Genomic DNA, 25,023 nt, shown 5'->3' with positions numbered 1-25,023 from the left:
GCCCGCGCGCGGCGCCGCGGGCACCGTCGACGATCCGGAGACGACGTGAGCACCGGAGACGTGAGCGGCGGCGCGAGCGGTGCCGGCGAGGGCGGCGCGCACGGGCAGGAGATCGCCGAACTGCGGGCCCGGGTCGCCGAACTGGAGCGACGCGGGCCGAGACGCGAGCACCACCGCGTCCGGTCGACCTTCGCTGTCGTGCTGGTCCTCCTCGCCGCCCTGCTCACCCCGCTGAGTGCCGTGGCGGCCTGGTCGAGCGATCTGATCGGCAACACCGACCGGTACGTGTCCACCATGAAGCCGCTCGCCTCCGACCCGGACGTCCAGGACGCCGTCGCCAAACGGGTGACCGACGCGGTGATGCAGCACGTCGACGTCCAGTCGCTGCTCGAATCCGTCGCCCCCGCCGACCGGCCCGCACTGACCAAGGCGATCGGCCCGCTGAGCGGTCCGATCACCAGCGGCCTCACCGACTTCGTGCACACCGTGACGCTGAGGTTCGTCAGCAGCGACGCGTTCGCCACCCTGTGGACCGAGCTGAACCGCAGAGCGCACGCCGCCGTGGACAAGGCGCTGACCGGAAGCGGCGGCGGAGCGGTGAAGCTCACCGACGACGCTGTGGTCATCGACCTCGCCCCCGTCATCGACCAGGTCAAGCAGTCGCTCGTCGACCAGGGGCTCGCCATCGCCGCGAAGATCCCCCAGATCCACACGAACTTCACCGTGATGACCTCCGACTCCATCGGCAAGGCCAAGAAGATCTACCGACTGCTCCAGCTCGTCGGGTTCTGGCTGCCGGTCCTGACCCTGCTGCTGGCGGCCGGCGGTGTGCTGCTCGCCGTACGCAGACGCCGTGCCCTCGTCACGGCGGCGCTCCTGGTGGCGGGCGGGGCGGCGGTCCTCGGCATCGCGCTGTGGATCTTCCGGGCGATCTATCTCGACGGTCTCCCGGCGGCGGTCTCCCAGCCCGCCGCCGGGTCGGTCTTCGACACCCTGGTGCGCTACCTGCGGACGTCGGTACGCCTGATCATCACCCTCGGCATCATCGTGGCCCTGGCGGCCTGGCTGACCGGCAACGGCCGGGCGGCCAAGCGGGTCCACGCCGCCTGGACCGGCGGTATCGGTGCCGTGCGGACGGCGACCGGGGTCGAACTCGGCGCGGTCGGCGCGTGGGTGCACCGGGTCAAGACGTGGCTCAACTGGACCGTGGTCGCGGTCGCCGCAGTCGTCCTGCTGGTCTGGAACTACCCCACGGCCGTCGTCACCGTCTGGATCGCGGTACTGGCCTTGCTGGCCCTGGCGGTGGTCGAGTTCCTCGACGACGACGGCGCCCCGCACCTGATCGACGCCGACGGCGGCCCGACGGCGGGACCCGCGGCCAAGGCCCCGGCCTGACCCATCGGTGTTCGTCGGCGTCCGCCCATGTCCATGTCCACGGGCGGTCCGGGCGTCCGCTGGCGTCTGTGGCCGGTCCGGCGTTCGCCGGTGTCCATGGCTGGTGAGGAGTCCACCGGCGCCCGGGTCCGGCGTCCGTCGGCGGGGCGGCGGGCGCGGGGTGGGCCGCGGCCGAAAAGCACCTGACAGATCGTCGGGGCCGGGCTACGCTCCCCGCGATGATGACTTCCTCCGCAATCAGATGGGGGGACCCGTCCGCGCAAGGTGAGTGCTGATGCTCACTTCGACCGCGTACGAGGATTCCCTCCTCTCCTTCTGGCCGCGCGTGCGGGACTTCGCCGTGCCGCCCACCATGATCGAGACCGCGACCGCCCGCCGCCGTCACGGGGACTGGGCGGGGGCCTGCGCCGCCGCCGGCGTCGACATCGACTTCGATCTGCGTTCGCTGGCACGTACGCACGGCAGCGAACTGGCGTCCCGAATCCGCCGCGATCTACGCCATTTGGCTCCCGACCTGCTGCGCTGGCACCTGCCGAGAGCCGCCCCCGACGGGCTGCTGCGCCCCGGTCTGACCATCACGCTGGCCCGGTACGACCGTGCCGCGCGTGATGGCGTGCATCGCGTACGGCCTGTGCACCTCGTGGTCCGCACTCCGCCGGCCTGGGCGGACGGCGGCCAGCGGATCAGCCTCGCGCTCTGGGACGGAGCTCCCGGCGGTTCCCGCGACCGCTTCTCCTTCGACACCGGTGCCCGCCGCCATCCGCACCCCCGTCCCAGCCGCCGGTACCGCCTGGATCTGCACCGCCACCTGTGGGACACCCGCAGGACCGATGAGCTGCGGGTCCGTTCCGGGGCAGACCTGCCGACGGACGACGCCCGTCGGGGAAGCGCGGATCCACCGGGGCCGGTGCCCGGGGACCTCGGCTGCGCCGTCGGCCGGTGGGCGGACGAGGCGGCGATCCTGCTGCGCGACGAGGGGCGCGCGGCCGGCACGGTCACCGTGTGGCTCGGGGCCCGCCGGCGGCTGCTCCTGGAACTGCCCGCGGGCCCGGCACGCGTCGGTCCGCCCCCACTGCGGATCACCGCCGTGCCCGCCGACAGGGGCGGCGCCGGCCTCGCGGTGCCGGCCCTGCCCGACGCCGCGACGTGGGTGCTGCCCGACCTGGCACTGATCCGCGCCGGGGTCATCGGGCCCGAGCGGCTGCATCCACTGGTCGCCTCGGCGCTGGTGCCGGACCACACGCCCGCCGGGTCCCGTGGGAACGCGGACCCGGCGGGAGGGCCACGCCTGGTGGAATGCCGGGGAGCCCGGCACCGGATCGGCCTGGTCGACGGCGTCCTCGTGCCGCTCGACCACGATCCGGCCGAGATCCGCCGGGAAGAGCTGCTGGTCGCCCTGACCGGCACACCCCTTCCCTGCCTCCGGGTCATCGACGACACGCACCGGCAGCCGCAGGACCTCTCCGGCGTCCGTGAACGGCTGCGCCACGGCGACACCGCCGGTGCGCTCGCCGTGGTCGAGGGGCTGCTGGGCCCCGAGGCGGTGCTGCGTGGCGGCGCCCTGCGCGACGAACTCCGGGCCGCCGCACTGCGGCGCCTCACCTACGGACTGTTCAGGGCGGGTCTGACCGGTCCCGGACCCGGACCCCTCTTCCCGGGGCCCGCCCGGCCCCGCTGGCACCGCTCCCACCCGCGGGAAACGGCCGGCCGCTGACCGTTCCCGGCCGCTGACCGTCCGTCGGCCGCTCGCTGACCGTCCGTCCAAAACCAGTTGACCGCCCCGGGGGCCAACCCCCGCGCACGGGCGTCCCGTTCTCGAACCCAAAGGTGATCAGACATGCCCGCAATCAGCACGTTCGCCGAAGCCTCCACCGTCACCGACCCGGCCCACACCGCCCGCCTCGCCGTGGCCGACGCCCGCGTCGACGCATCCGGCGGCACCGAACCCGCCGTGGCCGACACCCGCGTCGATCATTCCGGCGTCACCCAACTCGACGTGGCCGATGCCCTGTCGGCCCTGCTCCGCGACACCGGTACCGAGCCACGTCCCGACAGCCAGCTGGAGGCACTGACCCTCGCCGTCGCCGCCGACCTGCCCGTACTCCTGTGGGGCGAACCGGGGATCGGCAAGACCGCGGCCCTGACCCAGCTCGCCGAGACCCTGGACCTGCCCCTGACCACGGTGATCGCCAGCGTCCACGAGCCCTCGGACTTCTCGGGGCTGCCCGTCCTCGGCGACGACCCCGCCGAGCAGGGCGTGCCCATGGCCCCGCCGGACTGGGCGGTGCGCCTCGTACGCGCCGGCCGCGGCCTGCTGTTCCTGGACGAACTGTCCACCGCGCCCCCGGCAGTTCAGGCCGCCCTGCTCCGTCTCGTCCTGGAGCGGCGCATCGGATCCCTTCAACTGCCGCCCGGGGTACGGATCGTGGCCGCGGCGAACCCGCGTTCCTCGGCGGCCGACGGCTGGGAACTGAGCCCGCCGCTCGCCAACCGGTTCGTCCATCTCCAGTGGGCCCACGACCACGACGTCGTCGTACGAGGACTCGGTGGCACCTGGCCCCGTGCGACCCTGCCACGGCTCGACCCGCTCCAGCTCCCGGAGGCCGTGGACTTCGCCCGCCGCGCGGTGTGCGGACTCCTCGCCGCCCGCCCCGGACTGGTCCACCGGCTGCCCGGCAGCGAGACCCGCCGGGGCGGCGCCTGGCCCTCGCCCCGGAGCTGGGAGACGACCGTGCGGCTCGTCGCCTTCGCGCACGCGGCCGGTTCCTCACGGGAAGTACTCTCCCTGCTGGTCAGAGGCGCCGTGGGCGACGGCCCGGGACTGGAACTGCTGGCGAGCGTGGACCGTATGGACCTGCCCGACCCCGAGACCCTGCTCGCCGACCCGGCGGGCGCCGTCCTGCCCGAGCGGGGGGATCTGCGCCAGGCCGTCCTCGACGGCGTGGTGGCCGCGGTCCGCAAGCGGCCCGACAGGGCGCGCTGGGACGCCGCCTGGGCGCTGCTCGTGCGGGCGCTGGACACCGGCGCCCCGGACCTGGTGGTCGTTCCCGCGACCACCCTCGCGACGCTGCGCCAGGAGGACTGGGACGTCCCGGAGTCCATCGAGCGGCTGGCCGGAGCGGTGGCACTCTCCCGGCGCGCGGACGGCGCGGCGGCCCGCGTCGCGGCCGCCGCCGGGGCGCGACGATGACGGCGACCGCGCCAGGGGCTCTGGACCGGGAGAAGCTCTATGCCGCCCGGCTGCACGCGGCGCGGGCCCGGCCCTACCTCGCGACGGCACTGTTCGCCCTGCACACCGTCGAGTCGCGGTGGGTGCCGACGATGGCCGTCGACCGGCACTGGCGGTGCTACGTCTCGCCCGGGTTCGTGGACCGCACACCCGTGGAGGATCTGGCCGGTGTCTGGGTGCACGAGGTGTCGCACCTGCTGCGCGACCACCACGGGCGCAGCGAGCGGTTCGCCCGCGAACACGGACTCACCGGCCCCGCGGAGCGGCTGCGGATGAACATCGCCGCCGACTGCGAGATCAACGACGACGCGTTCGGGACAGGGCTCGCCCGGCCCGAGGGCGCCGTCATGCCGCAGCACCTGGACCTGCCGCCGGGCGAGCTCATGGAGGACTATCTGCGCCAGTTCCGGCTCGGGCCGCGTACGGAGGCCATGGCCTGGCTGGACTGCGGCAGTGGCGCCGACGGACGCGAGCGGGAGTGGGACCTCGGACCGGACGGAGCGCACGGCCTCAGCGCGCAGGAACGCGACGCTGTCCGTTTCCGGGTCGCGCAGGGCATCAAGGCCCGCCCCGGGAGGAGCCCGGCGGGATGGGAACGGTGGGCCGAGGACGCCTTCCATCCGCCGCAGCCGTGGCGGGAGTTGCTGGGGGCCGCGGTCCGCTCCGCGGCCTCGGGGCCCGGCGCGGGCGAGGACTACACCTACGGCCGGCCGTCGCGGCGCTCGGCCTCCGTACCCGGTGTCGTCCTGCCGAGCCTGCGCCGCAGACCGCCGAGGGTCTCGGTGGTCATCGACACCTCCGGGTCGGTCAGTGACGGGGAACTGGGCAGCGCCCTTCTGGAGGTCGCCGCGATCTCCCGTGCCGTGGGCGGCCGCCGCGACCTGGTCACCGTGGTCTCGTGCGACGCGGCGGCCGGGGTCGCGCACCCCTTGTGCCGGGCCGAGGGCATTCCGCTGCTGGGCGGCGGCGGTACGGATCTGCGCTCGGGATTCACCGCGGCGCTCCGGGCACGGCCACGCCCCGACGTCGTCGTGGTCCTGACCGACGGACAGACTCCCTGGCCTGAATCGCGGCCCCCGTGCCGGACGGTCGTGGGTCTCTTCCCGCGCGGGGACGGTTCCTGGGACGAGGACGACCCCGACTACGTACCGGACCAGCCGCCGGCCTGGGCCCGCGTGGTCGAGATCGGCTAGGACGTGTCCGGTCGAGCACGATGGAGGACGCCGACGGCAGCCGGTGGGGCCCGGTTGACGGCACGTGGGTGGACCCCGGTACTGACGGCGGCTGGAGGGCGCCGGTGCCGAGGTCGCCCGGTGGCCCCGCGTCTTCGCCGTGATCGACCGGACGGGTCCCAGGGAAGTGCTTCCGGCGCTTCCTCAGATGCTCAGACGCTGTACCCCCCGTCCACCCCCAGCGCCTGCCCGGTGATGAAGCCCGCGCGGTCCGAGGCCAGGAACGCGACGGCCTCGGCGACGTCCCGCGCGGTGCCGAAGCGGCGCAGCGGGGTGTTGCGGCGTGTGATCTCCAGTGCCGTGTCATCGAGTTCGCCGGAACCGATGAGACGGGCCGCGTTGCCGTCGGTCAGCATGCCGGGACCGACGCAGTTCACCCGGACGCCGTAGCGCCCTTCCTCGGCGGCCAGGGCGCGGGCGACCGCCTCGACCGCCCCTTTCGGGCCCGAGGAGAGTCCGTCGCGCACCGGGAACCGGCGCGTGGCCACCGTGGTGACGGCGACGACGCTGCCCCGGCTCTCCCTGAGCAGGGGCAGTGCGGGATGCACCAGGTTGAAGAACGCGCCCGCGTCCGCGTCGAGTTGGGTGCGGAACTCGCTCGGCGTGACCCTGCTCAGATGCACCATCGGCACATGCGGGCCCGCCGCGTGGACGAGGGTGTGCAGTCCGCCGAGCTCCGCGGCCGTCCCGGAGACGGTTGCGGCGACGGACCGCTCCTCGCCCAAGTCGAGCCGCAGGGCTCGTACTCGGCGGTCCGGCTCCGCGAACTCCCGCGCGATCTCCGCGGCGAGCGCGTCGGCGGCGGTCCGGCTGGAGCGATACGTGAACACCACGTCACTGCCTCGCTCGGCGAGGATCCGCACGACCTCCGCGCCGATGCCTCCGGTGCCGCCCGTGACGAACGCGACGCCTTTCCGGTGCGCGAAGTCAGCCCGGTGTGAGCGATCCGCGCGGTGTGAGGGATCCGACGGTTCCGACATGGGGGTCACCGTCCCAGGGAAGGCGGGGGACGGGTCATTTCAGCACGCCCGCGTCGTCGGCGCCAGAAGGCGGACGGGGTGAGGGAGAGAAGAGGAAGAGAACCGGACGAGTGCTCAGGGCCGGGTCGCCGGCAGGTGGAGGTCGGTGCTCGACAGGGTCATCGGCGCTGCCGAGACGGCTCGCAGACGTACGCGTACGCCGGCTCGCGGAAGCGTGAACTTCCCGTCAGGGGGTCGTAGTTCGTAGCGGCCGAAGGCGTGGCCGGCCAGGGTGGAGGGGCCGGAGGTCACCGACCAGTAGCGGCTCATGCCCTGGCCCGTGGTCAGTGTGAAATGCGGACTCAGCGCCGCGGCACCGAGGTTGGTGACGCCGACCGTGAGCCCGGTCAGGGTATGCGCGGCGCGGCGCGCTTCGGTGACCCGCATGCGCAGCGGCGGTGACCCGGTGGCCGCCAGGCTCACCGCCGCCGCCGACGGGGCCAGCAGCAGGGCGACCGCGGCGACCCGGGCCCCGCGCCGGTGCGGGCCGCGCAGGAAGGCGGGGCGGGGCTGCCACGCGGTTCGGAAGGACTGCCAGGGCGCGGTGATCGCGGCGGCCACCCACAACGGCGTCATCAGCAGGTAGTAGCCGTCCTGCGAGCGGGTGGCCGCGTAGAACGCGCACCAGGGCAGCACCGTCGCCGCGGGCCCCAGCCGCCGTACGAACAGCACGAACAGCGCCAGCAGACCCGCCGCCAGCAGCAGGCTCGCGTGCGCGTACCAGGCGAGGCGGTCGCTGCCGTCGGTGAGGTACAGCGAGATGCCGACCAGGCCCTGTCCGTGGATGTCCGCGTCCTGGGTGAGGGGCAGGGCGATTCCGGAGAGCCAGGTGCGCGGCTCGCTGACGATGAAATACGAGTTGATCAGCAGCCAGGTGGTGGCGGCGGTGCCGGCGATCCGGCCCACCGCGATCGCCGCCGCCCGCGCGCCCAGGTCGCCGCGGCGCAGCGCGTACACCCCGGCCAGCAGGAACGGCGTGAGGAACCAGGGGAGTTGCTGCGCCGCGCAGGCCGCCCCGAGGCAGGCCGCCCGCGCGAGGTCGCCGCGTCCGCCGCCGCCCATCCGCGTCCAGCCCACCACCACCGGGATGAGCAGGGCGCAGGCGAGGATCGCCGGGTAGCCGAGCCGCGCGTACGTCGGCAGCAGACCGAAACCGAGACAGGCCAGGGTCGCGGCGGACCGCCACGGCACCGGCAGCATCCGCCACATGACGACCGCGCCCGCGATCACGGCCCCGGTGCCGACCAGCGTGGCGGCGGTCGAACCGTGGCCCACCCACAGCAACGGCGCGGTGAGCATCGGCGCGAGCGGCGGATAGCCGTACGTGAAGTCGTAACCGCCGTTCATCGTCGCGGTGAGGGCGACGCCGTGGCCGAAGAGCCAGGGCCAGGGGCGGCCGTACACCTGGTGGCCGGCGAGGAACTCGTGGGCGGCCCGGGCGGTGAGGACCGACTCGTCGCTGCCCCGGTGGTTCATGACCAGTCCGCACACGACGAGCGTCACCGCGGTCACCAGGACGACGAGGTCGAGCCGCGCCAGCGAGCGGCCCCGGCGCACGACGAGGGCCAGTACGCCCGTCGCCAGGATCGAGGCGTAGCAGAGCGAGACGATCGCGGCCACGAGGAGCCGGTGGCTCGCGGCCTGCGCCCACAGCGGGCGCGTGCCGATGAACAGGCTGATGTCGGCCAGGAGGGTCAGGACGCGGTGCCACTGCGCGGGCGCCTCGTCCGGGTTCCATCGCGCGACCGCCTCGCCGGGCGAGACCTTCGACGGGGCCTGCCGGCGGACGGGCGCCGGCGTGATTTCTGCCGAGTACACGACGCCATAAGCTAGTTGTCGCAGGTGAGCGAGGTGCGACGGGACGTGAAGAGCCCGGTGTGAGGCCAGTAAGAGCAGGCCGGGCGCGTCAGGCGTTGGCCAGCGAAACCTCGGTGGACTTGATGAGCGCGACGACCTCGGAGCCGGCCGTGAGGCCCAGGTCGGAGACCGCGTCCCCGGTGATCGCCGAGGTCAGCTCGCCGCCCGCGACCCGGACCTTGACGCGGGCCATGGCGCCGCCGGAGGCGACGTCGGTGACCGTGCCCGGCAGTTGGTTGCGGATGCTCAGCCCGTCCACCGGGCCGGTCGCGAGGGAGACCTCGGTGGACTTGATCAGGGCCCGCACGGCGGAGCCCGGCGTCAGGCCGAGTTCCTGTACGGCCTCCAGGGTGACGGCCGCGGTGATCTCCTGTCCGGCGTCGAGCCGGACCTTCACCGTCGCCATCACCTCACCGGGGGTGACGGATGTGACGGTGCCGGGGAGTTGATTGCGGATGCTCAGACTCATGGGGAGGCCTCACTCGCTGAAATGCGTGATGGATACGGGCGTATATGCGTAGCTTGCCGCACGCGTCGGCTCCCGGTCCGGGGCGCGGACCGTGTCGCTGTTGGGCCGAACGGGTGACCATGCGTAAGAATTGCCCGGTGCAGACAACGAGTGCGAGCCAGGACGGGGTGGATCGATGACCGGCCACGACGTCACCGATGAACAGTGGGAAGGGCTCGCCCAGGTCGTTCCGTTGCGCGGCCGCGACGCCTGGCCGTCCGCGGTGCGGCACCGGTCGATCCCCGAGGCCGAGACCGAGACGCGGCGCCGCTTCGTGGTCCTGCGGGTGAACGTCTTCGCGGACGCCCGCGATGTCGCCGAGACGCTCATGTCCGGCGTCCCGGTGCTCCTCGACCTGACCGGCGCGGAGACCGAGGTCGCCAAGCGGGTCCTGGACTTCAGCACGGGCGTGGTCTTCGGCCTGGCCAGCGGCATGCACCGGGTCGACCGGAACGTGTTCCTGCTGACGCCCCCGGGGACCGAGGTGCGGGGCCTGATGGAGGGGGTCGGCGTCCCGGGTCTCTGACGGCCCACGGTCTCGCGGGCGTTGCCCGGTCATGGTCAGACGGGGATGCCGGGCGGGTGGTCGATCCGACGGGCATGCCTGGCGGTTGGTCGAGGGGGCCCGGCTGCGGGACCGGGGGTTTCGTCCCCCGATCGTAGGAAGGTCCCCCAGATGTAACGGTTCGCCTCCGCGAGGCGGCCTACCGTCGGCATATGACCCTGTCCTCGCCGGAAGCCCCCACGGCGGTGGAGCCGCGCCCGGTCCGTCCCGGCGTCACCGAGCTGCGGCTCGCCGCCTTCGCCGCCCACCGCCGCGTCCGGTTCCCGCTCGGACCGCTCACCCTCGTCGCCGGCCCCAGCGGCAGCGGCAAGACAGCCGTCCTCAGGGCCTACGAGGCGCTGGCGCGGCTCGGCGCCGGTGCCGGGCTCCCCGAGGTGTTCCCGGACCCGGTCGCCTGTGTGCCCGAGCGGTCCCGGCCCGACGCCCAACACCGCCGGGGCTTCCGTATCGGCTGCACGGTCGACGGACCCGAAGGCCCGGTCCGGCTCGACGTCGCCGTCCAGGCCGAGCCCCGACTGCGCGTCGTGGGCGAGCGGTTGTCGGCGGGCGGGCGGACCCTGCTGGAGACGGCGCTGCGCGACCCGGGCCGCCCGTCCGTCCAGGCGGCCTGGCACACCGGCGGGTCCTCGTCGGTGACGCGGGTCCCGCTCCCCGACGACCGCCTCGGCACCGCGCTGCTGCCTCTGCGGGTCGCGGGCCGTACCGCCGGGGAGCGCCACGTCCTGGCCGCGGCCGAGCAGATGGTGCTCGCACTGCGGTCCGTCTACGTCTGCGATCCGGACCCGGACTCCATGCGGGCCCCCGTTCCGCTCGGCTCGGGGCGGCTGCTGCGCGGCTGCGGCAACCTCGCCGAGGTGCTGTGGCGCACGAGGTCGGAGTGCGTTCACCGCTACGCCCACCTCGTCGCGGCGGTCCGCGCCGGATGCGCCGGACCGGTCACGGACGTCCTGGCCGAGGTGCTCGGCGACGGCACCGTGCGGGCGCTCCTCGACCGCGGCGACGGCGTCCGTACGCCGCTGGGGCTGCTCGGGGACGGCGAGCTGAGGTATCTCGCGCTCGCCCTCGTGCTGCTCACCGGACCCGGAGTCCTGGAGGTCGACCCGGCGGGCGAGGTGCCGGCCGCCTTCCAGTCGCTGACGGTTCTGGCCGACGGCCTCGGCCGCGGACTGGACGCCCGGCAGGCCGGGGAACTGGTGCGGCTGGCGGCGCGGATGTGCGAACGGGGGCACATCCGGCTGCTGGGCACGGTGAGCGACGGGACTCAGGCGCTCGGAACGGCCGGGGTCACGGTGGTGGATCTGACGGCGTGAGGGAGGCGAGGCGCGGTGGTGGATCTGACGGCGTGAGGGAAGCGGGGCACGGTGGTGGACCTGCGGTCTTGAGGGGAGGGGGGCGGTGGTGGACCTGACGCCCCCCGGCGGCCCGGGTCACGGTGATAGACCTGACGCCGTGAGTGAACTGGACGTAGCGACGCTGCAGCGCAGACTGGCCGAGTTCGCGGCCGCACGGGACTGGCAGCCGTACCACACCCCCAAGAACCTGGTCGCCGCCCTGAGCGTGGAGGCGTCCGAACTCCTAGAGATCTTCCAGTGGTTGACGCCCGAGGAGTCGGCCCGCGTGATGCAGGACGCGGACACCGCGCACCGCGTCACCGACGAGGTCGCGGACGTCCTCGCGTATCTGCTCCAGTTCTGCGAGGTGCTGGGTATCGACCCGCTCGTGGCCCTCGACGCGAAGATCGACCGGAACGAGCGGCGGTTCCCGGTGCCGGAGAAGCCCTGACCGACCGGCCGTCACCTGCCGCGCGAAACGGAATCCGGCACTCTCTGTAGTCGCCATATCCTCCCGATGCGATTCCGTGTCCACAGATTTCGGGCTTCCTCTGGCTTTTCGTCTCAAGGGACTTCACTCTGGGTAGTGAACAAGGGAGTTCGGGTAGACGTGCGAGAGCGCGTCGGACAGACGGGGGCAGCGCATGGAAGCGGTGCGGCTCATCGCGGCGAACAGACGTGCCCTGGCGGAGAGCGGCGAGACTCCGGAGGTCATGGCGGAGGCGTGGCAGGCGCATTCCCTGGCACAGGGGATCGGCAGCCGCCTCGCCGTGTCCGGCCCCCCTGAACTCCGGGGCGAGGCGCTGGGGTTGACCGAGCTGGCGGGCCGCGGCTGCGGGGTGCTCGGCGACCACGCCCTCGGGGTCGGTGCCTTACGGGCCGCCCAGCTCACGGAGCTGGGCGACGCGCGCGAGGCCCTGCTCTGTCTCGGCGGCCTCCTCGCCGAGGTCGGCATATCCCTGGTCGGCATCGCCTGTGCGGCGGACGACGAGGGAACGTACTGGCAGTGCATGGAGGCGATCGACGCGGCGGACGAGTCCCGGGACCGCGTCCTGGAAATGCTGAGACGCCTCGCGGTCCGGGACGAGAAACGTGTGGTGGAGCGGGATTCGGCCGCGGGGTAGGCAATCGGGAAGGCCTGTGCCGCCGCCCTTCGGCGCGCGGTCCGGCGCCACCCCGTTCCTCTGCCGGACCGGCCCCGGTCATGGCGGGTCACCCGACCGGAACCGCTCGCGGTGCCCGGCCGGTCAGCCGAGCTGCGGTGCCACCGCGGAGGCGATCAGGTCCAGGTGGTCCAGGTCGGTGAGGTCCAGCATCTGGAGGTACATCCGCTGCGAACCGACCGCCTGGTACTGGGCGATCCGCTCGACGACCTCCGCCGGGGAGCCCGCGAGGCCGTTGGCCTTCAGCTCGTCGACATCGCGGCCGATGGCGTCCGCCCGTCGTCTCACCTCGCTGTCGGTGCGGCCGACACACACCACCAGGGCGTTGGAGTAGACGAGTTCGTCGGTCTTGCGCCCGGCCTGCCGCAGCGCCGCGCGCACCCGCCCGAACTGCGCCTCCGAGTCGGCTACCGACGCGAAGGGGATGTTGAACTCGTCGGCGAAGCGCGCCGCGAGCGCGGGGGTCCGTCTGGCGCCGTGGCCGCCGATCAGGACGGGCACCTTCGACTGCGCGGGCTTGGGGAGCGCGGGCGAGTCCTTGAGCTGGTAATACGTTCCGTCGAAGGTGAACCGCTCACCGACCGGCGTGCCCCACAGCCCGGTGACGACGGCCAGTTGCTCCTCCAGCCGGCCGAACTTCTCCTTCGGGAACGGAATGCCGTACGCCGTGTGCTCGGCCTCGTACCAGCCGGCCCCCAGGCCGAGTTCGACACGGCCGCCCGACATCTGGTCGACCTGGGCGACCTGGATGGCGAGGACTCCGGGGAGGCGAAAGGTTCCGGCAGTCATCAACGTACCCAGGCGGATGCGGCTCGTCTCGCGGGCGATGCCGGCCAGGGTGATCCACGCGTCGGTAGGGCCGGGGAGCCCGTCGGCGGATCCCATGTGCACATAGTGATCAGAGCGGAAGAAGGCTCCGTAATGAAGGTCTTCGGCGGCCTTGGCGACGCGAAGCAGCGTCTCGTAGGTCGCGCCTTGCTGCGGTTCTGTGAAGACTCGAAGATCCATGCATTCATCATGCACCGGTCGCAACTGGCGTCCCGTGCCGAACCGCTGGCGCATCTTCCCTGTCGCCGGGCGTCCTCGCCCGCCGGGTCCGCCGGGGGCGGGGCGGCCCGGAGGCGAAGTCCGCGCCGGGCTACCGCCGCTCCCCGGAGAGCTGGGGGTACAGGGCGCTCAGCTCGCCGGAGAGGCCGGCCTTGACCTGGCGGGTGAGCGCGTCCGCGAGGACCTCGTGGGCGTCCGACTCGATCCCGTCGAGCGCCTGCCCGGCGACACTGTGCGCGGTGACCTTGGGTACGTCGAGGCTCGCGGTGAGATCCGTGTCGACGTAGCCGACGTGCAGCCCGGTGACCTTGATGCCGCGCGGCTGGAGCTCCAGCCGCAGGGCGTTGCTCTGGGACCACAGGGCGGCCTTGGCGGCGCTGTAGCCGTCGGCGCCGGGCACCGTGACCCACGACAGCACCGAGTGGACGGTGAGGATGTGCCCGTCGCCGTTGCGCTCCAGGACCGGAACGAAGGCCCGGGTGGTGAGGAGCGGCCCGAAGAAGTTGATGTCGAACTCGCGCCGTATGTCCTCGACGGGGGAGTTCAGGAAGGACGTGGGGGCCGTCGAGCCCGCGTTGTTGATCAGGAGGGTGACGTCCTGGGCCCGCGCGGCGGCGGCCGCGACCGACGCGGGGTCGGTGACCTCCAGGGCGAGCGGCACCGCGTCGGGGTGCGTGACGGTCCGCGGGTCGCGGGCCGTCGCGTAGACCTTCCTGGCGCCGCGCTCGTAGAGAGCGTCCACGAAGGCCTTGCCTATGCCGCGGCTGCCGCCCGTCACGAGTGCCACGGAGCCGTCGATGCTGGTCATGAGCTTCTCCTCTGGAGGGCCGCTTCCGTAAGCGGGGGAAACGGAGCGGCCGAAGGGTGGCGACAGTTTCGTCCACCGCGCCGCGTCTATCGTAAACCGATCGGTTTTCCTCGTTCTCCGCACTGTAAACCGATCGGTTTCCGCGAAGCAAGCGGAGAACGTAAGCTGGGCTCATGACACAGGCGACCTCGACCGCGACCGCCGGTTCACCGACCCGCGACCGACTGCTCGACGCCGCGGCCGAGCTCTTCTACAGCGAGGGCGTCGGCGTCGGTGTCGAGGCGCTGTGCCGGGTGGCCGGGGTGTCCAAGCGCTCGATGTACCAGCTCTTCGACAGCAAGGACGGCGTGCTGGCGGCGAGCCTGGAGCGCAGCGCGCCCGCGTACCTGGCGTTCCTGCTGCCCCCCGACGACGACCGGCCGCCGCGTGATCGCGTCCTGCACGTCTTCGAACGCCTGGAGGAGATGGCCGCGCGCCCGGACTACCGCGGCTGCCCCTTCGTGGCCGTGACCGCCGAGCTGAAGGCGCCGGATCACCCCGCGAGCCTGGTGGCCCGCCGCAGCAAGGACGCGCTGACCGCGTTCTTCCGGCAGGAGGCGGAGCGCGCCGGAGCCGGGGACCCCGAGCTCCTCGCGCGCCAACTGACCGTCGCCTTCGACGGATCGGGCGTCCGGGCCGTCATGCAGGGCCAGGGCCTCGGCGGCCTCGCCCTCGCGACCGCCGCCGCCCTGCTCGCCGCCGCGGGCGTGAACGGCGGGGACGATGCCGAGCGCCGCGGGCCGGAAACCTCCGGCTGATCCCGGCCGAGCCGTCCGCGCGCGGCGAAAAACCCCGGGTCCACCTGGGGTGTCCGCTGTACGTTGTGGGGGCGCGCCGAGGGCAGGCGTCGCCCCTGCGGTCGGCCGCGGCGCGGCGTGGCCACGGGCCACGGGGGCCGCGGCGGAGCCGGGAGGAGCGACGGCCGAGGCGTGCTCGCCCACGCCGTGGTTCCTCGGCGTCCGGCACGTGCGCACCGCGCACCGGCCGGGCGGCCCACAGGATCCACGGCTCAGAAGACACTTCGAGGCAGACACACCGTGTTCCTGACGATCAGTACCACCGGTACCCCAGAGCGGCCCGCGACCGACCTCGGCTTTCTGCTGCACAAGCATCCGGACAACGCGCAGAAGTTCTCGACCTCGTACGGAACGGCGCATGTGCTGTACCCCGAGGCGACCGCCGAGCGGTGCACGGCCGCCCTGCTCCTGGAGGTCGACCCGGTGGCGCTGGTCAGGCGGGGCAAGGGGAAGGGGCGCGGCGGCGCCCCCGACGCCGCACTCGCGCAGTATGTCAACGACCGCCCGTACGCCGCGTCCTCGCTGCTCGCCGTGGCGCTCAGCGCCGTGTTCTCCAGCGCGATGAAGGGCCAGTGCAACGCCCGGCCCGAGCTGCCCGCCGAGCCGAGGCCACTGCGCGTCGAGGTGCCCGCGCTGCCCGCACGCGGTGGTGCCGGCCTCGTCCGAGGGCTCTTCGAGCCGCTGGGCTGGACGGTGACGGCCGAGCCGGTGCCGCTCGACGAGCGCTTCCCGGAGTGGGGCGACTCCCGCTACGTACGCCTGGAACTGGCGGCGGAGGAGCTGACGCTCGCCGAGGCCCTGCGCCACCTGTACGTGCTGCTCCCGGTCCTCGACGACGCCAAGCACTACTGGGTGTCGTCCGACGAGGTCGACAAGCTGCTGCGGGCCGGCGAGGGCTGGCTGCCGGACCACCCGGAGCAGAAGCTGATCACCAGCCGCTATCTCTCCCGGCGCTGGTCGCTGACCCGGGAGGCCATGGAGCGGCTCGAACTCGCCCGGCTCGCCGAGACCGACGACATCGCGGTCGAGGAGATCGACAACGCCGTCGACGAGGAGACCGACACCGAGGAGAAGCCGGTACCCCTCGCCGTGCAGCGCCGGGACGCGATCCTCGCCGCGCTGCACGCGTCCGGCGCGAGCCGCGTCCTCGATCTCGGCTGCGGCCAGGGCCAGTTGGTGCACGCCCTGCTCAAGGACATCCGGTTCACCGAGATCGTCGGGGTCGACGTGTCCATACGCGCGCTCACCATCGCCTCGCGCCGCCTCAAGCTTGACCGCATGGGCGAGCGCCAGGCCGCGCGCGTCCAGCTCCTCCAGGGCTCGCTCGCCTACACCGACCGCCGCCTCAAGGGTTACGACGCCGCTGTGCTCAGCGAGGTGATCGAGCACCTCGACCTGCCCCGGCTGCCCGCCCTGGAATACGCGGTGTTCGGCTCCGCCCGCCCGCGGACCGTCCTCGTGACGACCCCGAACGTCGAGTACAACGTCCGCTGGGAGACCCTGCCCGCCGGCCACTCCCGGCACGGCGACCACCGATTCGAGTGGACCCGCGAGGAGTTCCGCTCCTGGGCTCGCGCTGTGGCCGAACGACACGGCTACGAGGTGGAGTTCACCCCTGTCGGCCTCGACGACCCCGAGGTCGGCCCGCCCACCCAGATGGCCGTCTTCACCCTGGCCACCGGCACCCCGAACGCGAAGGAGGAGAAGGCCGCATGAGCGAGCACACCGAACAGGGGCGCGTGCTGCCCGTCACCGACCTCTCCCTCGTGGTGCTGATCGGCGCCTCGGGTTCCGGCAAGTCCACGTTCGCCCGGCGGCACTTCAAGCCGACGGAGGTCATCTCCAGTGACTTCTGCCGGGGTCTGGTCGCCGACGACGAGAACGACCAGAGCGCCAGCGGCGACGCCTTCGACGTCCTGCACTACATCGCCGGCAAGCGGCTCGCGGCCGGCCGCCGGACCGTCGTCGACGCCACCAGCGTCCAGCAGGACAGCCGCCGCCAGCTGATCGAGCTGGCCAAGAAATACGACGTGCTGCCCATCGCCATCGTGCTCGACGTGCCCGAGGAGGTCTGCGCCGAGCGCAACGCGGCGCGCACCGACCGCGCCGAGATGCCACGCCGCGTGATCCAGCGCCACATCCGCGAACTGCGGCGCTCGCTGCGCTCCTTGGAGCGAGAGGGCTTCCGCAAGGTGCACGTCCTGCGCGGGGTGACGGACATCGAGAACGCGTCGGTGGTGACCGAGAAGCGGTTCAACGACCTGACCCACCTCACCGGCCCGTTCGACATCGTCGGCGACATCCACGGCTGCGCCTCGGAGCTGGAGACCCTGCTCGGCAAGCTCGGCTACGTCGACGGCGTGCACCCCGAGGGCCGTACGGCCGTGTTCGTGGGCGACCTCGTCGACCGCGGTCCGGACTCGCCCGGCGTGCTGCGCCGCGTGATGTCCATGGTCGGTTCCGGCAACGCCCTGTGCGTGCCCGGCAACCACGAGAACAAGCTCGGCCGCTATCTCAAGGGCCGCCAGGTCCAGCACACGCACGGACTCGCCGAGACCATCGAGCAGATGGACGCGGAGAGCGAGGAATTCCGCGCCTCGGTACGGGAGTTCGTCGACGGACTGGTCAGTCACTACGTCCTCGACGGCGGACGCCTCGTCGTCTGCCACGCCGGCCTGCCGGAGAAGTACCACGGCCGCACCTCGGGCCGGGTGCGCTCGCACGCGCTGTACGGCGACACGACCGGGGAGACCGACGAGTTCGGGCTGCCCGTGCGCTATCCGTGGGCGGAGGACTACCGGGGCCGCGCGGCGGTGGTCTACGGACACACCCCGGTCCCCAACGCCACCTGGCTCAACAACACCATCTGCCTGGACACCGGCGCCGTGTTCGGCGGCAAGCTCAGCGCCCTGCGCTGGCCGGAGCGCGAGCTCGTCGACGTACCCGCCGAGCGGGTCTGGTACGAGCCGGCCAAGCCGCTGGCCACCGAGGCGCCGGGCGGTCACGAGGGCCGTCCGCTGGACCTCGCGGACGTGCACGGCCGCAGGGCCGTCGAGACCCGGCACGCCGGACGGGTGGCCGTCCGGGAGGAGAACGCGGCGGCCGCACTGGAGGTCATGAGCCGTTTCGCGGTGGACCCCCGGCTGCTCCCGTACCTCCCGCCGACCATGGCGCCGACCGCGACCTCGCACCTCGACGGCTATCTGGAGCACCCCGCCGAGGCCTTCGCCCAGTACCGGGAGGACGGGGTCGAGCGGGTCGTGTGCGAGGAGAAGCACATGGGGTCGCGGGCGGTGGCCCTGGTCTGCCGGGACGCGGACGCGGCCCGCGAGAGGTTCGGCGTCGACGGCCCCACCGGGTCGCTGTACACCCGTACCGGACGACCCTTCTTCGACGACGCCTCCGTCACCGAGGAGATCCTCGGCCGGGTGCGCGCGGCCGCGACCGAGGCCGGGCTGTGGGAGGAGCTGGGCACCGACTGGGTGCTGCTGGACGCCGAGTTGATGCCGTGGTCGCTGAAGGCGTCCGGGCTGCTGCGCAGTCAGTACGCCGCTGTCGGCGCCGCGTCCGGGGCGGTGTTCCCGGGAGTGCTGACCGCGCTCGAAGGGGCGGCGGCGCGGGGCGTCGACGTCACGGACCTGCTGGCGCGCCAGCGCGGACGGGCCGCGGACGCACAGGCGTTCACGGACGCGTACCGCCGCTACTGCTGGACCACGGACGGCCTCGAAGGCGTCCGCCTCGCACCGTTCCAGATCCTGGCCGTCCAGGGCCGGAGTCTCGCCGGGCTGCCGCACGACGAGCAACTCGCCCTGATCGACGGGCTCGTGGAGAACGACGGGAGCGGGCTGCTGCACACCACGCGGCGGCTCTTCGTCGACACCGGTGACCCGGAGTCGGTGCGGGCCGGTGTCGACTGGTGGCTGGAGATGACCGGCCGCGGCGGCGAGGGCATGGTCGTGAAGCCGGTCGGAGCGGTGGTGCGCGGCGGGCACGGGCGACTGGTGCAGCCCGGCATCAAGTGCCGGGGGCGCGAGTACCTGCGGATCATCTACGGTCCGGAGTACACCCGTCCGGAGAACCTGGCCCGGCTGCGCGGCCGCTTCCTCAACCACAAGCGGTCCCTGGCCGTCCGCGAGTACGCGCTCGGCCTCGAAGCGCTGGACCGCCTGGCCGAGGGCGAGCCCCTGTGGCGCGTCCACGAGGCGGTCTTCGGAGTCCTGTCCCTGGAATCCGAACCGGTGGACCCCCGCCTGTAGCGGGGCCACTCTCTTGCCCCGGGCCGGGCCCGGTCAGGGGCGCGAGGAACGGCGCGCCCGGCCCGCACCGGTCGGCGGCGGAACCCCGCACCCACCGGGTGGGGGGAGCCCTGCCAGGGGCGCGGGGAACGGCGCACTCAGCCCCCACCGGGCCGGTGGCCGAACGGTGTACCCACCGGGCCGGGTAGTCGCCGGCCCCGGTGGGAGCCCCTTGAGGGGCGTGGGGAACTGCGCGACAAGCCCCCACCGGGCCGGTAGCCGAACCCCGCGCCCGAGGGGGCGGGGCGCCGCGTTCTCGGGCGGGTGTGCCGTAAGGGGCTCGCTCGGCCCCCACTGGGCCGGCGGCCGAACCGCCCCACCGGGGCACACGACCGACCCCGGCCGGGGGACTCCGGTCAGGGCCCAGGGGCCCGGCGGGGCTCGGCGCAGCCGGGCGGCGAGGGAGCGAAGCGACCCTCAACCGACCAGGCGGAGCCGAACCCCGGCCACCCCCACCTGCACGGTCTGCCCCCAGACCAGTTCCACCGCATCCCCCTCCATCCCGTCCCCGAACACGATGAGCCGGTCCGACTCCACCGTGAGGGACAGCCGCCCGGACCCGGTGAGCTCGCCGCCCACGAGCGAGGTGCCCGTGGCCGGCGACGGCCAGGCCTCGCGGACGAACCAGAGCAGGCGCTCGTCCGTCGGTCCCGGCAGAGGAAGCCGCTCGCCCCGCTCCTGCCACACCGAGCGGAGCCAGCCGGTGGCCCCGGTCCCGGTTCCCACCAGCACCCCGGAGGACGCCTGGGGCTCGACGGCACCCCCGTACTCGTCGAGCCCCAGCCGATAGCGGGCCGTCTGATGGCCCGCGGCTCCCAGATAGATCTCGTTGAGCGCGACCAGCCGCTGCGTGTCGTCCGCGACCGCCTCGACCATGGTCAGCTCGTCGGCGTTGCCCCCCTGTGCCGAGGCGAGCAGCGCGCCCGCGTCCCCCGGCCGGTGCCGCACCAGCACGCCCGGATTGCGCCCGGGGTCGGCGTCGATGCCCACCACCGGCTGACCCTCCAGGTACTTGGCGACGTTCGCGACCAGCCCGTCCTGGCCGACCACGACCACCACGTCCTCCGGCGCGAACAGGAACCGGTCCAGGTCGGAACGCTCCACGCGTGCCTGACGCCAGGTCAGCGGAACGGCCGCCACGACCGCGGACAGCGCCTCACGTGTCCGCCGGTGCCGCTCGACGACCTCCGTGATGTCCCGGCCGCGCGAGGACAGGAAGAACGCCGCCTGCCCGTGCGTGCCATGACGGGCCGTCAACTCCTCGTACTCGGTGGTCCGGTGGACGAGGACGACCCGGGGCGCGAGACTCACGCCCGGTCCCCGGCGGCCCCGTTGCCCAGCTTGGCGAGCAGCCCGGTCAGGACGTCGGGCGAGACGGTGAGGTTCTCGATCCGCGGCAGGTTCTCCGCGAGCCGGGTCCCGGTCAGGGCGTGCAGCGTGGCGACATCGACGTCGCCGTGGACCCGCAGCCAGGCCGCCTGAGCCTCGGCCCGCGCCGCGCCGACCTCGCGCGCCGCCTGTGCCTCGGCCCCCGCGAGCCGCACCTTGCGCGTGGCCTCCGCCTCGGCGAGCCGCAGCGACCGGGTGGCCTCCGCCTCGGCCAGCCGGACCGTGCGGGCCGCCTCCGCCCCGGCGCGCACCGCGTCCGCCGCCGCGTGTTCCTCTGCCTCACGGCGGGCGTTCGTGCCCTGCTGGTCGACCAACTGCTCCTCGCGTCGGGCGAGTTCGATCCGGCTGGCGAGTTCGTTCTCGGCGATGGCCCGCTCCCGCTCGACCGCGACGGCCCGGCGCTCGTACGTGGCCTTGTCCGCGTCCTGTTGGATCTGTTCGCGGGCGGGGGTGCGCAGCGCCCGTTCCACCTCGGGCTCCGGGCGCAGCGCGACGACCCGCACCGCGACCACCTCGATGCCGGTGGCGGGCAGCCGGGGCTCGGCGGCGAGGCCGTCCGCGACCCGCTCCCGCACCGCCGCGACGCCGTCGACCAGGGCGGACGCCAGCGACGTACGGGCGAGCACGTCGAGCGCGTGCTGCTGGGCCGTCTCGGTCAGCAGCGAGCCCAGCTGCTCCAGCGGGGTGCCGCGCCAGGCGCCGGAGTCGGGGTCTATGGAGAAGTCGATACGAGAGGCGGCGACCGCGGGGTCGCTGATCCGGTAGGTGACCGTCGCCTGCACCGCGACATCCTGGAAGTCGGACGTACGGGCATGGAAGGTCATCGCCAGCTCGCGGTCGTCGACGGGGACTTCGGAGAGCGCAGCGGTCAGCGAGCGGTACCAGAAGCTGAGTCCGGGGCCGTCGTGGACCAGCTGTCCCGACCGGTGGTGCCGGACGTGGGCGGTGGGTGCCCCGCGCAGATGGCGCCAGCCGAGGCGTCGCGTGATGTCGGCCATGTGTACCCCCTCGACGCCGGGTTGTCCCGGCGGCTCCACGTCGTTCATTGTCGTCACTGGGACGATAACGAACGGGCGGGCTTATCGTCAAGGGGACGAAATGAATGCGGTGCGGCTCGGGCGATCCACGGGTGAACACGCGTCCGGATGGTCAGGATGGAGGCATGGGATTCCATGTCGACTCCGAGGCCGGGCGGCTGCGCCGCGTCATCCTGCACCGGCCCGATCTCGAGCTCAAAAGGCTCACCCCCAGCAACAAGGACGCGCTCCTCTTCGACGACGTGCTGTGGGTGCGCCGGGCGCGCGCGGAACACGACGGGTTCGCCGACGTGCTGCGCGACCGTGGGGTCGCCGTCCACCTCTTCGGCGACCTGCTCACCGAGACCGTGGCCATCGGGGAGGCCAGGTCGCTCGTCCTGGACCGGGTCTTCGACGAGAAGGAGTACGGTCCGCTCGCCACCGACCATCTCCGGGCCGCCTTCGAGGCCATGCCCGCCCCGGAACTGGCGTCCGTGCTCGTCGGCGGCATGACCAAGCGCGAGTTCCTGGACGCGCACGCGGAGCCCACCTCGGTGCGCTTCCACGTCATGGACCTGGACGACTTCCTCCTGCGGCCGCTGCCCAACCACCTCTTCACCCGTGACACCTCCGCCTGGATCTACGACGGGGTCTCCATCAACGCCATGCGCTGGCCGGCCCGGCAGCGCGAGACCGTGCACTTCGAGGCGATCTACCGGCATCACCCGCTGTTCCGCGGCGAGGACTTCCACCTCTGGTCGGAGGGGCAGGCGGACTATCCGTCCACCATCGAGGGCGGTGACGTCCTCGTCATCGGCAGCGGCGCGGTGCTCATCGGCATGAGCGAGCGGACGACGCCCCAGGCCGTCGAGATGCTCGCCCACAAGCTGTTCGCGGCCGGCTCGGCCCGCACCATCGTGGCGCTCGACATGCCCAAGCGGCGTGCGCTCATGCACCTCGACACGGTGATGACGATGGTCGACGGCGACATCTTCACGCAGTACGCAGGGCTCGGCATGCTCCGCTCGTACACCATCGAGCCGGGCGTGGGGGACAAGGAGCTGAAGGTCACCGACCACCCCCCGGAGCACATGCACCGCGCCATCGCGGCGGCGCTCGGCCTCAACGAGATCCGGGTCCTGACCGCCACGCAGGACGTGCACGCGGCCGAGCGGGAGCAGTGGGACGACGGCTGCAACGTCCTCGCCGTCGAGCCGGGCGTCGTGATCGCCTACGAGCGCAACTCCACCACCAACACCCATCTGCGCAAGCAGGGCATCGAGGTGATCGAGATCCCGGGCAGCGAGCTGGGCAGGGGGAGGGGCGGCCCCCGCTGCATGAGCTGCCCCGTCGTACGGGACCCCGTGTAGGGGCCCGCGCGGGGCCGGTGGACGGGGTCGTCGCACGGAGTCGAACGGCAGGCCGCATATAAATGCTGAGGGTCGTATAGAATTTCAGGCGTCCGGTCCCGTCCCCGTCCCCGTCATCCCTGGAGCGCCCCCATGGCGACAGTCCCGACCGCCCTCGCCGGCCGCCACTTCCTCAAGGAGCTGGACTTCACGGAGAAGGAGTTCCTCGGCCTGGTCGAGCTGGCCGCCGGGCTCAAGGCGGCCAAGAGGGCCGGGGCGGAGACCCGGTATCTCCAGGGCAGGAACATCGCGCTGATCTTCGAGAAGACCTCGACGCGTACCCGCTGCGCCTTCGAGGTCGCGGCCGCGGACCAGGGTGCCTCGACGACGTATCTGGACCCGACCGGCTCGCAGATCGGTCACAAGGAGTCCGTGAGGGACACCGCCCGTGTGCTCGGCCGCATGTTCGACGCGATCGAGTACCGCGGCGACAGTCAGTCCGCGGTGGAGGAACTGGCCGCCCACGCCGGAGTGCCGGTCTACAACGGTCTCACCGACGCATGGCACCCCACCCAGATGCTGGCCGACGTCCTCACCATGACCGAGCACTGCGCCAAGTCGGTCGATGAGATCGTCTTCGCCTACATGGGTGACGCCCGTTTCAACATGGGCAACTCGTATGTGATCACCGGCGCGCTGCTCGGCATGGATGTGCGGATAGTGGCCCCCCGGGCCTACTGGCCGGACGACGAGATCGTCGCGAAGGCCCGCGAACTCGCCGCGAAGAGCGGCGGCAGCGTCACCCTCACCGAACGGGTGGGCGAGGGCGTGCGGGGCGCCGACTTCGTGGCCACCGACGTCTGGGTCTCCATGGGGGAGCCCAAGGAGGTGTGGGCCGAGCGCATCGGCGCCCTGGCCCCGTACGCCGTGACCATGGACGTACTGCGCGCCACCGGGAACCCGGACGTCAGGTTCCTGCACTGCCTGCCGGCCTTCCACGACCTCGGCACCCGGGTCGGCCGCGAGCTGTACGAGGTGTACGGACTCGACTCGCTGGAGGTCACCGACGAGGTCTTCGAGTCGGCGCATTCCGTCGTCTTCGACCAGGCCGAGAACCGGCTGCACACCATCAAGGCGATCATGGTCGCCACCCTGGCCTGATCTCCCCGTGGGCCCGTAGGCCCGTGGGCCCGTAGGCCCGTAGACCCCTGGGCCTGTAGTCGGCAGGCCCGTATGTCCGTACGTCTCTGCGGGTGACGCGCGTGTCCCGTGCGGGCCGCTACAGCGCCGGCTGCCGCTGGGCGGGAATCACGGGCAGCCTGAACCAGACCGCCTTGCCCGAGTCGGTGGGGCGGTGCCCGCAGGCCGAGCTGAGGGCGCGGAGCAGCAGCAGACCGCGCCCGTGCTCCTGCCAGGGGTCCGGCTCGCCGGGCGGGTGCGGCAGCGTCAGATCGAGGGGCGGCTCCGGGTCCGGGTCGTGCACCTCGACCCGGCAGCCGGTCGGCATCAGTTCCACGACCAGCTCTATCGGTCCGTCGCCCGCGGTGTGCTCGACCGCGTTGGCGACCAGCTCCGCGGTGAGCAGCTCGGCGGTGTCACTGTCGGCCGCGTGCTCCCGTTCCGCGAGTGCCGTGCGGACCAGGGCGCGGGCTACCGGCACGGCCGCGACGGTGTGCGGCAGCGCGATGCGCCAGGAGGCGGGTGCTGGGGTGTCGTGCAAGGCGGGTCCGTTCGTGGAGCAGGCTGTCCTGCTTACAACCTAAGGAATGGTACGGCGCCATCGGGTGAACGCGCTCGGCGGACTGTCCAGGGGCATCGGCCGATGCGTTCCGGAGAGGACAAGGCCTTTTTTCGGGACGTTCGGTCCGATACGGACTGTGTACCCGGACAAACGGTCCCCCTCCCGTCTCCGGCCCCGCTGTTACACGGCTATCGACAATCCGTGACGCGGTGACGGACCACGGTCCCCTCGCGGCTCCCCGTT

Annotated in this window: 21 protein-coding genes; 13 read left to right on the top strand and 8 right to left on the bottom strand. The window is 72.8% G+C overall.

All coding sequences use genetic code 11. The annotated features are described in order from the left end of the window. The first annotated feature begins 45 nt into the window (after positions 1–45). The 4 genes from OG780_RS11065 to OG780_RS11050 all read left to right on the top strand — a co-directional run bounded on the left by OG780_RS11065 (position 46) and on the right by OG780_RS11050 (position 5,817). On the top strand, positions 46–1,395 hold the full coding sequence (locus tag OG780_RS11065; RefSeq protein ID WP_328447124.1) for a hypothetical protein: 1,350 nt from the start codon (positions 46–48) through the stop codon (positions 1,393–1,395). Positions 1,396–1,669: 274 nt separating this feature from the next. After that, positions 1,670–3,109 (top strand): hypothetical protein, encoded by a 1,440-nt coding sequence (locus OG780_RS11060; protein ID WP_328447122.1) that lies wholly within the window; start codon positions 1,670–1,672, stop codon positions 3,107–3,109. Between the two features lie 123 nt (positions 3,110–3,232). Continuing rightward, entirely contained in the window at positions 3,233–4,585 is a 1,353-nt protein-coding gene (locus OG780_RS11055; protein WP_328447120.1) for an AAA family ATPase, read from the top strand. Beyond that, positions 4,582–5,817, top strand: a complete 1,236-nt coding sequence (locus tag OG780_RS11050) for a vWA domain-containing protein (protein ID WP_328447118.1) — start codon at positions 4,582–4,584, stop codon at positions 5,815–5,817. Before OG780_RS11055 ends, OG780_RS11050 begins: the two co-directional genes overlap by 4 nt. A 191-nt stretch (positions 5,818–6,008) precedes the next feature. Here OG780_RS11050 and OG780_RS11045 read toward each other — a convergent pair whose 3' ends face one another. The 3 genes from OG780_RS11045 to OG780_RS11035 form a co-directional block, all read right to left on the bottom strand. After that, positions 6,009–6,836 carry an SDR family NAD(P)-dependent oxidoreductase gene (locus tag OG780_RS11045; RefSeq protein WP_328447115.1) on the bottom strand — a complete coding sequence of 276 codons (828 nt, stop codon included), beginning with the start codon at positions 6,834–6,836 and terminating at the stop codon, positions 6,009–6,011. A gap of 114 nt (positions 6,837–6,950) precedes the next feature. After that, positions 6,951–8,693 carry a hypothetical protein gene (locus OG780_RS11040; protein WP_443062147.1) on the bottom strand — a complete coding sequence of 581 codons (1,743 nt, stop codon included), beginning with the start codon at positions 8,691–8,693 and terminating at the stop codon, positions 6,951–6,953. 88 nt (positions 8,694–8,781) lie between these two features. Further along, the gene (locus OG780_RS11035; RefSeq protein WP_328447113.1) at positions 8,782–9,201 is read right to left on the bottom strand and encodes a TOBE domain-containing protein; all 420 of its coding nucleotides are present in this window, start codon (positions 9,199–9,201) and stop codon (positions 8,782–8,784) included. Positions 9,202–9,376: 175 nt separating this feature from the next. Between OG780_RS11035 and OG780_RS11030 the strand changes: the two genes are divergently transcribed. From OG780_RS11030 to OG780_RS11015, 4 genes are all read left to right on the top strand, one after another. Beyond that, positions 9,377–9,766, top strand: coding sequence for a cell division protein SepF (locus OG780_RS11030; RefSeq protein ID WP_326785018.1), 390 nt, complete (start codon positions 9,377–9,379; stop codon positions 9,764–9,766). A 191-nt stretch (positions 9,767–9,957) separates the two neighbouring features. After that, positions 9,958–11,115, top strand: a complete 1,158-nt coding sequence (locus tag OG780_RS11025) for an AAA family ATPase (protein ID WP_328447111.1) — start codon at positions 9,958–9,960, stop codon at positions 11,113–11,115. Between the two features lie 139 nt (positions 11,116–11,254). Further along, positions 11,255–11,587 (top strand): nucleotide pyrophosphohydrolase, encoded by a 333-nt coding sequence (locus OG780_RS11020; protein ID WP_328447109.1) that lies wholly within the window; start codon positions 11,255–11,257, stop codon positions 11,585–11,587. Positions 11,588–11,780: 193 nt separating this feature from the next. Then, positions 11,781–12,260: a DUF6099 family protein gene (locus tag OG780_RS11015; RefSeq protein ID WP_326785015.1), complete on the top strand. Its 480-nt coding sequence runs from the start codon at positions 11,781–11,783 to the stop codon at positions 12,258–12,260. A 123-nt stretch (positions 12,261–12,383) separates the two neighbouring features. Here OG780_RS11015 and OG780_RS11010 read toward each other — a convergent pair whose 3' ends face one another. Both OG780_RS11010 and OG780_RS11005 read right to left on the bottom strand, forming a co-directional pair. Continuing rightward, positions 12,384–13,307: an LLM class F420-dependent oxidoreductase gene (locus OG780_RS11010; protein WP_328447106.1), complete on the bottom strand. Its 924-nt coding sequence runs from the start codon at positions 13,305–13,307 to the stop codon at positions 12,384–12,386. 130 nt (positions 13,308–13,437) lie between these two features. Further along, positions 13,438–14,154 carry an SDR family oxidoreductase gene (locus tag OG780_RS11005; protein WP_328447104.1) on the bottom strand — a complete coding sequence of 239 codons (717 nt, stop codon included), beginning with the start codon at positions 14,152–14,154 and terminating at the stop codon, positions 13,438–13,440. A 173-nt stretch (positions 14,155–14,327) separates the two neighbouring features. On the opposite strand from OG780_RS11005, the gene OG780_RS11000 reads away from it, so the two are divergent. The 3 genes from OG780_RS11000 to OG780_RS10990 all read left to right on the top strand — a co-directional run bounded on the left by OG780_RS11000 (position 14,328) and on the right by OG780_RS10990 (position 19,246). Beyond that, the gene (locus OG780_RS11000; protein ID WP_328447102.1) at positions 14,328–14,951 is read left to right on the top strand and encodes a TetR/AcrR family transcriptional regulator; all 624 of its coding nucleotides are present in this window, start codon (positions 14,328–14,330) and stop codon (positions 14,949–14,951) included. 279 nt (positions 14,952–15,230) lie between these two features. Next, complete coding sequence (locus OG780_RS10995; protein ID WP_328447100.1) at positions 15,231–16,706, top strand: 3' terminal RNA ribose 2'-O-methyltransferase Hen1; 1,476 nt, start codon at positions 15,231–15,233, stop codon at positions 16,704–16,706. Further along, positions 16,703–19,246 (top strand): polynucleotide kinase-phosphatase, encoded by a 2,544-nt coding sequence (locus OG780_RS10990; RefSeq protein WP_328447098.1) that lies wholly within the window; start codon positions 16,703–16,705, stop codon positions 19,244–19,246. The genes OG780_RS10995 and OG780_RS10990 overlap by 4 nt, the downstream gene beginning before the upstream one ends. A gap of 456 nt (positions 19,247–19,702) precedes the next feature. Here the strand turns inward: OG780_RS10990 and OG780_RS10985 are convergent, their stop codons facing one another. Continuing rightward, complete coding sequence (locus OG780_RS10985) at positions 19,703–20,596, bottom strand: hypothetical protein (RefSeq protein ID WP_328447096.1); 894 nt, start codon at positions 20,594–20,596, stop codon at positions 19,703–19,705. Next, complete coding sequence (locus tag OG780_RS10980; RefSeq protein WP_328447094.1) at positions 20,593–21,672, bottom strand: SPFH domain-containing protein; 1,080 nt, start codon at positions 21,670–21,672, stop codon at positions 20,593–20,595. Before OG780_RS10980 ends, OG780_RS10985 begins: the two co-directional genes overlap by 4 nt. A 164-nt stretch (positions 21,673–21,836) precedes the next feature. Here OG780_RS10980 and OG780_RS10975 point away from each other — a divergent pair, with 164 nt between their 5' ends. Further along, on the top strand, positions 21,837–23,060 hold the full coding sequence (locus tag OG780_RS10975; RefSeq protein ID WP_328447092.1) for an arginine deiminase: 1,224 nt from the start codon (positions 21,837–21,839) through the stop codon (positions 23,058–23,060). Between the two features lie 132 nt (positions 23,061–23,192). Beyond that, the gene (gene argF, locus OG780_RS10970; protein ID WP_328447090.1) at positions 23,193–24,200 is read left to right on the top strand and encodes an ornithine carbamoyltransferase; all 1,008 of its coding nucleotides are present in this window, start codon (positions 23,193–23,195) and stop codon (positions 24,198–24,200) included. 118 nt (positions 24,201–24,318) lie between these two features. Here the strand turns inward: argF and OG780_RS10965 are convergent, their stop codons facing one another. Continuing rightward, the gene (locus OG780_RS10965) at positions 24,319–24,759 is read right to left on the bottom strand and encodes an ATP-binding protein (protein ID WP_326785005.1); all 441 of its coding nucleotides are present in this window, start codon (positions 24,757–24,759) and stop codon (positions 24,319–24,321) included. Positions 24,760–25,023: the final 264 nt, after the last annotated feature.

It is taken from the genome of Streptomyces sp. NBC_00386, assembly GCF_036063235.1.
Taxonomy (GTDB): Bacteria; Actinomycetota; Actinomycetes; order Streptomycetales; family Streptomycetaceae; genus Streptomyces.
Note: the sequence above shows the minus strand (reverse complement) of the source record. Positions and strands in the feature narration are given on the sequence as shown.